General features: G+C 50.2%; 12 protein-coding genes. 4 read left to right on the top strand and 8 right to left on the bottom strand.

From position 1 onward, the window contains the following. Positions 1-3: 3 nt before the first annotated feature. From ACXAG2_RS14735 to ACXAG2_RS14700, 8 genes are all read right to left on the bottom strand, one after another. Positions 4-1,938, bottom strand: a complete 1,935-nt coding sequence (locus tag ACXAG2_RS14735) for a MacB family efflux pump subunit (RefSeq protein WP_474868123.1) — start codon at positions 1,936-1,938, stop codon at positions 4-6. After that, on the bottom strand, positions 1,931-3,118 hold the full coding sequence (locus tag ACXAG2_RS14730; RefSeq protein WP_474868120.1) for an efflux RND transporter periplasmic adaptor subunit: 1,188 nt from the start codon (positions 3,116-3,118) through the stop codon (positions 1,931-1,933). Before ACXAG2_RS14730 ends, ACXAG2_RS14735 begins: the two co-directional genes overlap by 8 nt. Before the next feature lie 131 nt (positions 3,119-3,249). After that, positions 3,250-3,714, bottom strand: a complete 465-nt coding sequence (trmL, locus tag ACXAG2_RS14725) for a tRNA (uridine(34)/cytosine(34)/5-carboxymethylaminomethyluridine(34)-2'-O)-methyltransferase TrmL (protein WP_474848802.1) — start codon at positions 3,712-3,714, stop codon at positions 3,250-3,252. 111 nt (positions 3,715-3,825) lie between these two features. Next, entirely contained in the window at positions 3,826-4,029 is a 204-nt protein-coding gene (locus ACXAG2_RS14720) for a hypothetical protein (RefSeq protein WP_474848172.1), read from the bottom strand. Between the two features lie 258 nt (positions 4,030-4,287). Beyond that, the gene (locus tag ACXAG2_RS14715) at positions 4,288-5,250 is read right to left on the bottom strand and encodes an alpha/beta fold hydrolase (protein ID WP_474868117.1); all 963 of its coding nucleotides are present in this window, start codon (positions 5,248-5,250) and stop codon (positions 4,288-4,290) included. Then, entirely contained in the window at positions 5,217-6,623 is a 1,407-nt protein-coding gene (locus ACXAG2_RS14710; RefSeq protein WP_474868115.1) for an ATP-binding protein, read from the bottom strand. The genes ACXAG2_RS14715 and ACXAG2_RS14710 overlap by 34 nt, the downstream gene beginning before the upstream one ends. Beyond that, positions 6,620-7,327 (bottom strand): response regulator, encoded by a 708-nt coding sequence (locus tag ACXAG2_RS14705; protein ID WP_119503501.1) that lies wholly within the window; start codon positions 7,325-7,327, stop codon positions 6,620-6,622. Before ACXAG2_RS14705 ends, ACXAG2_RS14710 begins: the two co-directional genes overlap by 4 nt. A 310-nt stretch (positions 7,328-7,637) precedes the next feature. Further along, positions 7,638-8,048: a methylglyoxal synthase gene (locus ACXAG2_RS14700; RefSeq protein ID WP_303572012.1), complete on the bottom strand. Its 411-nt coding sequence runs from the start codon at positions 8,046-8,048 to the stop codon at positions 7,638-7,640. 512 nt (positions 8,049-8,560) lie between these two features. On the opposite strand from ACXAG2_RS14700, the gene argC reads away from it, so the two are divergent. From argC to ACXAG2_RS14680, 4 genes are read left to right on the top strand one after another with little or no spacing between them, the layout of a single operon-like run. Continuing rightward, entirely contained in the window at positions 8,561-9,577 is a 1,017-nt protein-coding gene (gene argC / locus ACXAG2_RS14695; protein ID WP_349589754.1) for an N-acetyl-gamma-glutamyl-phosphate reductase, read from the top strand. Next, a complete protein-coding gene (gene argB / locus ACXAG2_RS14690; RefSeq protein ID WP_474868112.1) occupies positions 9,577-10,341 on the top strand; it encodes an acetylglutamate kinase in 765 nt (254 codons plus the stop codon). The genes argC and argB overlap by 1 nt, the downstream gene beginning before the upstream one ends. 20 nt (positions 10,342-10,361) lie before the next feature. After that, on the top strand, positions 10,362-11,273 hold the full coding sequence (locus ACXAG2_RS14685; RefSeq protein ID WP_474841434.1) for an ornithine carbamoyltransferase: 912 nt from the start codon (positions 10,362-10,364) through the stop codon (positions 11,271-11,273). Between the two features lie 13 nt (positions 11,274-11,286). Then, positions 11,287-12,495, top strand: coding sequence for an argininosuccinate synthase (locus ACXAG2_RS14680; RefSeq protein ID WP_474841436.1), 1,209 nt, complete (start codon positions 11,287-11,289; stop codon positions 12,493-12,495). Position 12,496: the final 1 nt, after the last annotated feature.

The following is a 12,496-nucleotide window of genomic DNA, read 5'->3' as shown; positions in this document are numbered from 1 at the left end:
AACTCAATCCTCTGATAACGCATCAATGGGGCTAAGGCGGGACGCCTTGAGTGCAGGAGCATAACCGAACAGTACGCCCACCAGCAGCGATGTAATAAATGCCAGTACAGGCGGTAGCAGTGTATAAGCCACTGAAATGGAAAACTGGGACACGATCAGGATCACCAGATACCCGAGCAGAATGCCCACACAGCCGCCGAGAATACACACCACCCAGGCTTCAATATTGAACTGTTTAAGAATATCAGCCGGCTTGGCACCGGTGGCCATTCGCAGACCAATTTCCCGTTTACGTTCAGACACATTTACCAGCATGATATTCATCACACCAATACCGCCAACAAATAACGATATGGCTGCAACAGACGCTAAAAGCCAGGTAAGTGTATTTTGTGTCTCGGTAACCGCCTCAACCAGAGAGTCAGTGGTAAACACCATCACATCTTCTGTACCATGACGTTCGGTAAGCACAGCAAGGACTGCATCCTTCACATCTGATGCGACTTCTGAACTGGCAGCTTTAATTGTAATGCCGCTCAGGTATTCACGGCCAAACACCTTTAACCGTCCGGTCGTAATGGGGATCAGTACTTCGTCATCCTGATCACTGCCACCGGCAGTTGCGCCCTTAGATTTTAATACACCAATCACCTGATACAGGCTGTTTGACATAAGTATGTACTTACCAACTACCTGCATCTTATCGGTAAATAAGGTTTCAGCAACCGTATCACCTATCACTACAACCGGTGCATAGTTGTTTACGTCTTCAGTTGTGAAAAATACGCCCTGCGCCATTTCCCAGTCTTTCACGTGAAGGTAATCCGGCGTGGAGCCTTTAATCCGGCCGGAGAAGTCATTCTCGCCATAGCGCATGGTATTGCGGGAAGAACGTTCCGGCGCAACGTAGGTCACGCCGGGAATATCACGTAATGCGTCAGCATCTGCCAGAGTCAGCGTCGCTACATCACCGGAATTGCGCATATTTTTACCGCCCGGCCGCACTGAAATCAGGTTGGTACCAATAGCTTCAATACGCTTCAGTACGTCCTGTTTCCCTCCTTCCCCGATAGCCATCATGGTGACTACCGCTGCAACTCCAATGATAATCCCCAGAAGGGTAAGTAAGGTACGGAACCAGTTAAGCCGCAGTGATGAAAAAGCCATGCCCAGTGCCGCAACGCCCGAAATACTCTTAAACGGTTTTATCGACGATGTCTGTGCAGCAGATGTCGTCACCGGCTGAGCCACTTCCCCCGAATCAGACACGATTTTTCCGTCCAGCAGATGCACCTGACGCTGAGCATGTTCTGCCACAGCCGGATCGTGAGTAATAAGAATAATGGTAACCCCTTCCCCGTGCAGTTCTGTCAGCAGATTAAGCAGTTGCTCTCCGCTGGCAGAGTCCAGTGCACCGGTTGGCTCATCAGCCAGAATAACCTCTGCACCGTTTATCAGTGCGCGGGCAACAGATACCCGTTGTTGCTGACCACCGGATAATTCACCGGGGCGGTGATCCTGCCGGTCACCCAGCCCGAGCTTGGTCAGTAATGCTGATGCCCGCTCCTCACGGACGCTTTTATCGGTGTTACTGTATATTGCCGGTAACGCGACGTTTTCCGTTGCAGTGAGGCTGGCGAGTAACTGATAACGCTGAAAGACGAAGCCGAAGGTTTTCAGGCGCAGCGCTGACAACTGTTCCTGTGACAACTTATTCACATCGTGGCCGTGTATGGTATAACTGCCTGAAGTTGGCGTGTCCAGACAGCCGAGGATATTCATCAGGGTCGATTTTCCGGACCCGGACTGCCCCATGATGGCAACAAACTCACCTTTTTGGATCCGCAGTGAGACACCGTCCAGCGCCCTGACTTCTGTACCTTCAGTTTGATAACTGCGGGTTACATTCGCCAGTTCAATTAAAGGTACGTCAGCCACGTGGCCCCCTCATAGGCGGACCACCCATGGGACCGCCGAAACCACGGTCGTTGTTATCTTTAGTGCCTGCAGCCGCAGATGCCTGGCCGGTAACAATTTCGTCGCCTTCATTCAGACCAGATAAAATCTGAATTTCAGTGCGGGTGCTGACCCCGGTCTTTACCGGCTTTCTTACCAGTTCGCCCTGCTCACGGACCATGACGAATTTATTACGGGGCGGCCCTTTTACCGCTGCCAGCGGGACTACCAAGGTATCTTCTTCCTTCTCTTCAACAAAGAAAACCTGGGTGGTCATAGAGTCCATTAACGTACCTTCGGTGTTTTCCACATCCACCAGCACCTGATACAGCACCACATCGTTAATAATTGTGGGAGTCGGTAAAACCTGACGTACTACAGAGTGATATTTCTTACGGGTATTACCTATAGTAGAGAAGTACACCGGCATACCACGCTTAATACTTTCCACATCAGCTTCAGAGACTTCAGCCCGTAATGTCATGGTAGTAAGGTCAGAGATCTGCAGCAGTTCCGGAGCGTTCTGGTTCGCATTTAATGTTTGTCCTTCGCGAACAGCAATAGAGGCTACCGTACCGCTGATAGGCGCATAAATTTTGGCAAAGCCCAGTGTCGCTTTATCACCGGCCAGAGATGCTTCGTCAGCTTTAATTTGCGCAATACTGGCTTTAATTTTTGAATCCAGTACTTTGACGTCGATCCGGCTGCTGATAGCGGTATCAGCGCTCACTGCATCCTGATCAAACAGATTGTTGTTCCGTTTCTCGCGCAGCAACGCCAGCTCCCGCTCAGCCTTCAACTGGGCTAGGTTCGCGTTCTTCACATCCAGCGCAAATTCTGCGTTCTGCACCTGTGTTTCAAAGACTGTGGCATCAATTTCCACCAGCAAATCGCCGGCTTCCACCACATCACCTTCTTCCACATGGATTTTTTCAACCTGACCGGACACCTGCGCGCCAACGACAACGTAACGTTTGGGTTCAAGCTGGCCCGTTGCAATGATGTTCTTTTCGATGGTACCCCGGCCAACCTGCGAAAATGAAAATGCGCTGGTGTCACGGGCGGGTGCTGCGAACATGTTCCATGCAGTGTAGGCGGGTACAGCAATGACAACCAGTAACAGCAGCCATTTTACCCATCGGTGGGATCCTGGTGATAACACAGTCTTTCCTTAAGTGAAAATACCTAAAATACAAAAGCCCGCATCTTTACACTACGGGCTTTACACAACTTAACATTACTTCACAGTGGTCCACAGACAAGGCTGGACGGGGCGTGACAATCAGATTAGTTTTATCTTGCGCCTTCATAACCCGTTTGCCGCCAACTTTCGTAAACGAAAACTGACACGGCATTAGACAGATTCATGCTGCGGCTGTCTGGCAACATGGGGATGCGTACGCGTTGCTCCGGAGGCAGGGACTGAATAAACTCGTCGGGCAGACCACGGGTTTCAGGGCCGAAGATTAACGCGTCACCTTTCTGATATTTCACATCACTGTGAAAGGCTTTGCCTTTAGTGGTACAGGCGATAATGCGCGCCGGTTGTTCGCTTTTGAGATAAGCGTCCAGACTGGCGTGGCGCTTTACGTCGGCAAATTCATGGTAGTCGAGACCAGCACGTCTGACACGCTTATCGTCCCAGTCGAAGCCCAGAGGCTCTATCAAGTGCAGGGAAAAGCCTGTGTTAGCACACAAACGGATAATGTTGCCGGTATTGGGCGGAATTTCTGGCTGGTATAAAACGATATCAAACATGGTCACATCACGAATTTTGCTGTGGAGCAAGGATACGGTGTGACAGGACATGAGACAAGCCCACAGCGGAGGAAGGGCGGTTGCTGTGGGCAGTTTTGGTGCAATGGACCGTTACAGTGCGTTAAGCACCCTGTTAGTTTGCGCCTGAGCAGCCCAGCGGCGTGCACGACGTTGCGCTACGGAGTTTCCGACAAACTCAACCACTTTATCTGACAAAGGGCTGAAAGTACTGATTGCATGCCCGTAAACAGAAGATAAATCTGTATTTTTGGGCGCTTGTAAACGCATTGTTCTTAATGAAGCATAATTTTGCATGATTTTCTGGCCTCGCATTGCTTTATAGGGCAACTTTTCTGTCGTTAAGTTTTATTTTGTTACGGTTCACTCTGACGAGTCTTCCCGTGTCTTATACGAAAGTATTGCATTAGCCATACCGCAATTTTCAGTGTCATTAAAATTTAATGAAAAACAAAGTCAGGTCAGTCAGTTACAGAGGCTCGACCGGTCAGCAGAATACATTGCCGGCGACTCTGTCCCCCGTCAGTGTGTGTAAAATAGAGACACTTTTGTAAATCAGGCGAGAAAATCGAGGATCCTGTTCATGGCAGGTTCGCGGATCCGGTCTGCTTCAATGAGAATTTCGTGATACGCCCCCTCACAGGAATGCAGAACAGCTTCCGGCATGAGTCCGGCCACCCTTCGCTGCCTGCGGTTATCCACCACTGTATCGTCGCCGGCACTGAGAATTAACACAGGTTGCTTAATATCACCGGCATTATTCTCAATAAAATCCATGGCTTTCATGGCCGCTCTCAGCCAGTGAACGGTTACACCGCCAAGCTGGACCTCTGGCGTGTTTGCGTAAGTATCACGGAACAAACGGTATCGCAGTTCGCTGTGTGTGAGATGATTGGCATCGAAGGTAACCGGCGAGTAATCTTTTTGCCCGATAAAATAGCCTTCCTGCTGCCCGGCTTTCTGATACCGGCGCTCCACCATATTGAGCAAGGAATTGGCAATCCAGCCCGGTAACGCGGGACGTATACCAAACATGGGAGAACAAAAAACAAGTTTCTGAAACAATGACGGATGGGCCAGAGTCGTGAGTGCCCCAATCGCACACCCCATGCTGTGGGCAAGCAGGTAACGCTCTCCGTCAGGTTGTCTGGCCGATACCACCTCTGTAATGAAGAGGTGAAGGTCACTGACATAATCTGCAAAATCCCGGACGAAGCCCTGATGCGGATTAGCGGTCATTCTGTCCGACAGCCCCTGCCCCCGGTGATCCATAATGAAAACAGCAAAGCCCTGATTGTACAGGTCAAACAGCACTTCCTGATACTTCAGGTACGCTTCAATACGGCCGCTGCTGATAACAATGGTAGCGGCAGGCTGTGCAGGGATACAAAGCGCATAAGCCAGCTTCACGCCGTCTCTGGCAGTCAGTACACCTGAGGTGACATGCTGCTGCCAGAACGCAGGAATGGCATCGCTATTATGAATTAATGAGTGTTCTGTGGAGATTGTCCGGACCATGTATCACGCCCGTCCAGTGGCAGAGAAATGGTGACAGCCAGTCCACCGGACGCATTTCGGGTTGCTTTAATGTCGCCATGATGCATTTCCACTGCGGCTTTTGCAATGGCAAGTCCCAAACCAACCCCGCCGGACTCACGATCTCTGGCGAGACTCGCACGGTAGAACGGTGCAAATACAGAGCTGCATTCCTCTTCAGATAGCCCCGGGCCGTCATCCTTAACTACAACAAACCACTGCGACTCTTTCACAGAAACGGTTACCGATACGGAAGACTCCGCGTAGCGAATGGCATTTCTCACTACGTTTTCAACGGCGCTGCATAAAAGCATACTGTTCACGTTAACGGTTTGCTGTGGCAATGCTGCAACCTCAAACCTGATGTTCTGGTTAGACGCTTCAAATCTGGCGTCGGCAAAGGTACGGTCAAACAGCACGTTGATCATCACCGGAGAGATTTCAGGTTTGCCGGACTCTGCCCGTGTCAGCGTGAGCAACTGCCCGATCATCGAGTCCATTCGTTCAGCTTCCCGCTCTATCCGGGCAAGTGCGGCCGGATCTACGTTCTGTTGATGCGCCAGACCTACGGCCATTTGCAAACGGGCGAGAGGAGAACGTAATTCGTGAGAGATATCCGCCAGTAGCCGCTGCTGCCCTAACCACATTTGTTCGAGCTGTGATGCCATGGCGTTAAAATCGCGGGATAAACTCCCTAATTCGTCACGGCGGCCATCGGCTTCCTTCACCCTGGCTTTCCAGTTACCACCCGCCAGTTCACGACTGGTTTCCTGCAAAATAGTGATCGGACGCACCAGAGATCGGGCGAAAAGATAGGACAAGACAATGGTTATCACCAACGCGATACAAAGAAAATATATGAGTGGTTGCTGACTGTCAGGAGGCCCGTTCATCAGAGAAACATAAATGGCAAAATCTTTACCGTTAATAGCGACTCTGGCAGGCCCGATCGTCTCAAAACTCCCCCGCACCAGCGACAACGGTGAAACCTGCTTAGCCAGCCTGGTCAGATCATCCTCTTCACTGCGCCTGACTGGTGGCCCTCCTCCCTGCACCATCGCGCCGTCATCAATGCCTACAGCGATAAGTCTGTGCCGGCTTATCCGGTCAGCTTCTTCCAGAATGCGGCGGGCGGGTTTAGCGCCGTCTTCCTGAATTACACGATTAATAGCAGCAACAGCACGGTTCAGGGCTTCTAGCTCACGCGCATCCGGTGCACGGACTTCTGCGTGTTCATTGAAAAAGCTCACCGCATAAAAAGTCACAACTGCGGTAAAAATAAAGGTTACCCAGAACCATAAAAACAAACGCCCGACTAAACGCCGGGCCGGATTGAAACGTGCAAGTGAATTCATGAAGCCAGTCTTAGTAAATATCCCGACCCGCGAATGGTTTTTATCTTTTCATCATTCGTGGTTTCAGCAATCTTCTTTCGCAGATTACTGACATGCATATCAATACTGCGGTCAAATGCCTGTAACTTCTTACCCAGTACTTTCTGGCTGATGTCATCTTTCGTGACCAGCTGACCGGCATTGATCATGAGTAAATGCAGTATAGCAAATTCGGTGTTAGTGAGTGTCAGCGCCACATTATGACTTGCCACTGTCTGCCGGCTCATGCTCAGTGATATATGGTTTACAGACAAATCCTGTTGCTGCCTGGACTGGGTAGACATTTCCAGACGGCGGAAAATGGCCTTCACCCGCGCCACCAGTTCACGGTGATTAAATGGCTTGGGTAAATAATCATCAGCCCCGAGCTCAAGTCCGAGGATGCGATCATAATCATCGCCCCGGGCGGTTAGCATCAGTACCGGGGTTAAATGGCTAATACGCAATTTTTTAAGCACTTCAAAGCCATCCAGTTGAGGCATCATGACGTCCAGCAGGATCAGGTCAACAGACTCACCGGAAGTTGCCGCCGCCAGACCACTGTATCCGTCATTGGCCACGGTTACACTGTAACCGGTTGCCTCAAGATAAGTTTTCAGCATGTCCGTCAGTTCACGGTCATCATCAATGATCAAAATAGACTGCTTTGTCGCTGTGGCGACCATCTCATTGCCTCCAAAATTCTGCGGCTTAAAAAAACGTTGGGTGTGCGTTGATGACATTGAACGTAATACTGACATGGAGAAAACGGTCTGTGTCATGGCATGGCTCCTGTCCTGCTGATAGTAAGTTTACCTGACTCCGACCACCGTAAAGACGCGATGTCACCAACTTTACAGAAGCTTTACAGTACCACTAAACAACTTTGCAGAAATCCCGCCTACACTGACTTAACAATAAGCACGAGTCCACCGACGTTGGCACACACTTCAATGCCAACCGCCGGACCGGCGTAAACCGGTCCGGCTTTTTCTCTTAATACTGCGGTTTCAGCGGCAAGTAATCTTCAGCGAAAAATAACGGCGATGTGATAATAAGGTCAGCAGTCGCCGAAGAACACGCCACCGGCACATTCCATACCGAACACAGGCGCAGCAGCGCTTTTACATCAGGATCGTGAGGGGCAGGATTAAGTGGATCCCAGAAGAAAATCAATGCATCCAGTTTTCCTTCGGCAATGAGCGCTCCAATTTGCTGGTCGCCCCCGAGCGGACCACTCTTAAAACGTTTGATACTCAGTCCGGTATCGTCTGCAATCAGACCACCGGTGGTACCCGTTGCCACCAGTTCGCATTTTTGCATACTGTCTAAATGTTTATTCACCCACGCAAGGAGTTCTGCTTTTTTATGGTCATGGGCAACCAGTGCAACGGTTTTTTTGTTCATTTTTGTGTCCTTTCTTTCTTACCACAGGCAGTAAATATGTGCGTATCGTGACAAAACGGTGTGCCGCCGGACTGTCAAATAATCTTCATACATACCATTTATATTACAAAATTCACCGCGCCCGGCACAGAGAAATATTTATACATATTTATTGCATATTTATTCGCAATGAGTATCATAGGCGACGGTTTAGTAATCTCTGCAGCATTCGATAGGCGCTCTAAGTCAGCCATGGCAACGTTTTATCGTGAAGACAGAGAAAATGACAGGACAATCTCATGATTCAACCAACCAGCAGGCCCGACCAGCAGGTTGACAAGGTAAAACAGTTTAGCTCTCCCCTGGCTGGCTACACATTGCATTATGTACACCGACGATCCGGTGTGAATTTGCTTTTGCGGTAGCGCACTTTTTACCTTTGTACGCGGGCGAATGAAAACAGTATCCCTTTCATTCGCGTACAAAGGTAGAAAGTGATTTTTTATCCCTCTACAGAATTAATTAAACCTATTATGTTAAAAGTATCAGTTATCGGAGCCAGTGGTTACACTGGCGCACAACTCGTTGATTTAGTTCATCGTCACCCTGCTATGGATTTGCTGGGCACCTATGTTTCTGAAAACAGTGCCGACGGCAATAAATCCATTGCTGCGATCCACGGTCAGTATGCACACCTGAGCCAGTACATGCTTACGCCGATGAATGACAGCACGTTAGACACACTCGCAGATACCATGGATCTGGTTTTCCTGGCCACGCCTCACGAAGCCAGTCACGACTGGATGGCTGCACTGAGTAAAGGCAAAGCCAAAGTGCTGGATTTATCCGGCGCATTCCGCATTAAGAACACTGAAGTATTTGAACAGTTCTACGGTTTCAAACACACCTCAGAAGCATGTCTGGATAAAGCGGTGTATGGCCTTGCTGAATGGTATGCCAAGGATATTGCGGCAGCGAAAATCGTTGCCGTACCGGGTTGTTACCCCACAGCTTCACTGACAGCGTTAAAACCTCTGCTGGAAAATGGTTTGTTAGACAGTGCCGTGCGCCCGGTTATAAACGCGGTGTCAGGCGTCAGCGGTGCTGGTCGTAAAGCCGCATTGAATAACAGCTTCTGCGAAGTAAGCCTGCAGGCTTACGGCGTGCTGGGTCACAGACACACCCCGGAAATCGAGGCATGGCTTGGCACCGGAGTGATTTTCACCCCGCACCTGGGTAACTTTAAGCGGGGCATTCTGGCCACGATTACTGTGAAATTGAAGCCGGGCGCCAGCGCTGAGCAACTGTCATCTGCCTATCACACCGCTTATGAAGGCAAACCTGTTGTCCGCATTCGCGATACCTTCCCGAAAATTGATGATGTAGTGAATACGCCGTTTGTTGATTTGCACTGGAAACTGGATGCTCAGTCAGGCTACGCCGTTATTACCAGCGCCATCGATAATACAATGAAAGGTGCAGCCTCGCAGGCAATGCAATGTGCAAACCTGGTCAGTGGCCTGCCCGACGCTCAGGGACTGATTGCATAATGAAATTGTCTCCTATTGTTATTAAAGTGGGCGGTGCGCTGCTTGAAGATGAAAATGCGGCGTTGTCATTACTGACTTCTGTCGGTGAAGTCATGAAGACCCGTCCTGTGGTCATCGTACATGGTGGCGGTCCGCTGGTTGAAACACTGATGGCCGCACTGAATCTGCCCAGCCAGAAAATTGATGGTCTGCGGGTAACACCGGACGAACATATGCCGTACATCTGCGGCACTCTGGCCGGCAGTGCGAACAAAGCACTGTGTGCACTGGCAATCCGTAGCGGATTAACACCTGTTGGCTTGTCCTTATTAGATGGCAACATGGTAAGCTGCGAGCCGCTGGATGAGAAATACGGTGCCGTTGGCGTGCCTTCGGCAAACAGCCCGGAACTGCTTAAAGCATTAACCGGCAAAGATCTGTTACCGGTAGTCAGCTCCATCGGTGCCAGTGCGCAGGGCCGTTTGCTGAACATTAATGCCGACCAGGCAGCCACCGTAATCGCCCAGTTGCTTGACGGCGAGTTACTGCTATTGTCTAACGTCAAAGGCGTGCTTGATGCAGATAAAGCGCTGTTAAGCTCATTAAACCAACAACAAATAGACAGCCTGGTTGCCGGTGGTGTAATCACAGACGGCATGAAAGTAAAAACAGATGCGGCTCTGCTGGCAGCTTCGTCCCTGGGACGTCCGGTCACCATCGCCAGCTGGGATGCCAGCATCAGTGACATTTTAAATAAGAATACCGGTACGCGCATCGCGCCATAGCCGTATTGAGGATATTGACCATGAAACAGGATTTATTGTCCTTTGCTAACTGGACACCCGAAGACACGAAGGCGCTGTTAGATTTAGCCGTAACCATCAAACAAAACCCGGCGAAGTACAGCCAGGTGCTGGCAGGTAAATCTGTTGCAGCACTGTTTGAAAAGCCTTCTCTGCGTACCCGCGTAAGTTTCGATATCGGCATTAATAAACTAGGTGGCCATATGGTTTACCTGGACGTACAGGGCGGCAAACTGGCCGGCCGTGAAGATAACGTAGATACCGCTGCCAATTTGGCGTGCTGGGCAGACGCTATTGTTGCCCGTGTGTTCTCACACAGCACGCTGGAAGACTACGCGAAAGCGGCAAAAGTACCGGTGATCAATGCGCTTTGCGATAAGTATCACCCGTGTCAGGGTCTGGCTGATTACCTCACCATGTACGAAGCGTTCGGAAAAACCGAAGGCCTGACTATGGCTTATATCGGTGACGGCAACAACGTAACCCATTCATTACTGATTGTTGGCGCACTGCTGGGCTGCAACCAGGTTGTGGTTACACCGCCAGGACACGAAGCCGATCCGGAAATTGTTGCGCAAGCACAAGACATTGCCGCTAAAACCGGCGTTAAAATAGTACAAAGCAACGATATTGATGCCGCTGTCGGCGCTGATGTGCTTTATGCTGATACCTGGTTATCAATGGGCGATGATACGCCCCTTGAAGCCATTAAAGATAAATTTATGCCTTATCAGGTCAACGAAGCCCTGATGGAAAAAACCGGCGCACAATATGTCATGCATTGTCAGCCTGCTCACCGCGACCTGGAAATCACCGGTTCGCTTATCGACAGTGACAAATCACTGCTGATGCAGGAAGCAGAAAACAGAATGCATGCCCAAAACGCAATACTGACCAAACTACTAGGTTCCTGAGAGGACAGGTTTAATGAAAAAGAACGTGAATAAAGTCGTACTCGCCTATTCCGGCGGGTTAGATACCTCAGCCATCATTCCATGGCTGAAAGAAAACTATGACTGTGAAGTGGTGGCATTTGCCGCTGATGTCGGTCAGGGTGATGAAGAACTGGTTGGCCTGAAAGAAAAAGCTATCGCTTCCGGTGCCAGTGAATGTCATATCGTTGATCTGAAGGAAGAGTTCGTCAGCGAATACATTTATCCGACTATCACTACCGGTGCTATTTACGAAGGTGAATATCTGCTGGGTACTTCTATGGCCCGCCCTGTGATTGCAAAAGCACAGGTAGAAATTGCCCGTAAAGTTGGCGCAGATGCGCTGTGTCACGGTTGTACCGGTAAAGGTAACGACCAGGTTCGCTTTGAAGGTACTTTCGCTTCTCTGGCACCTGATCTGCACGTTATCGCGCCATGGCGTGAGTGGGACATGGTTTCCCGTGAAGATCTGCTGGCGTACCTGGCAGAACGTAATATCAAAACGACTGCTTCTGCGACCAAAATCTATAGCCGTGATGCAAACGCATGGCACATCTCCCACGAAGGTGGTGAGCTGGAAGATCCATGGCAGGAACCTACCAAACAAATCTGGACAATGACTGTTGATCCGGAAGATGCACCTGACCAGGCGGAACGTGTCACGCTGTCTTTCGAAGAAGGTCGTCTGACGAAAGTGAATGATGAAGCCCTGTCGCCATACCAGGCACTGGTTAAGCTGAACACCATTGCTGCTGCACATGGCGTTGGCCGCATCGACATCGTAGAGAACCGTCTGGTAGGTATGAAGTCACGCGGTTGTTATGAAACGCCGGGAGGCACAGTAATGGTAGCAGCGTACAAGGCGCTGGAAACCATGGTACTGGATAAAGCCTCGCTTAAATACCGTGAACAGATTGGTCTGGAATACTCCCACGTGATGTACGACGGCCGCTGGTTCACTCCGCTGAATGATGCCCTTCTGGCCGGCGCTGCGTCTTTCGCTAAGCGCGTAACCGGTGACATCGTTGTGAAGCTTTACAAAGGTCAGGCAACCGTGACGCAACGTCGCTCACCAAACAGCCTGTATTCTGAAGATTTCGCAACCTTCGGTGCTGATGATGTATATGACCAGAGTCATGCTGAAGGCTTTATCCGCCTGTTCAGCCTGTCCAGCCGTATCGAAGCACTGAAAAAGCAGCAGTAAC

The organism is Alteromonas sp. ABH4_456 (assembly GCF_056160645.1).
This window is presented reverse-complemented; position numbering and strand designations above follow the sequence as displayed.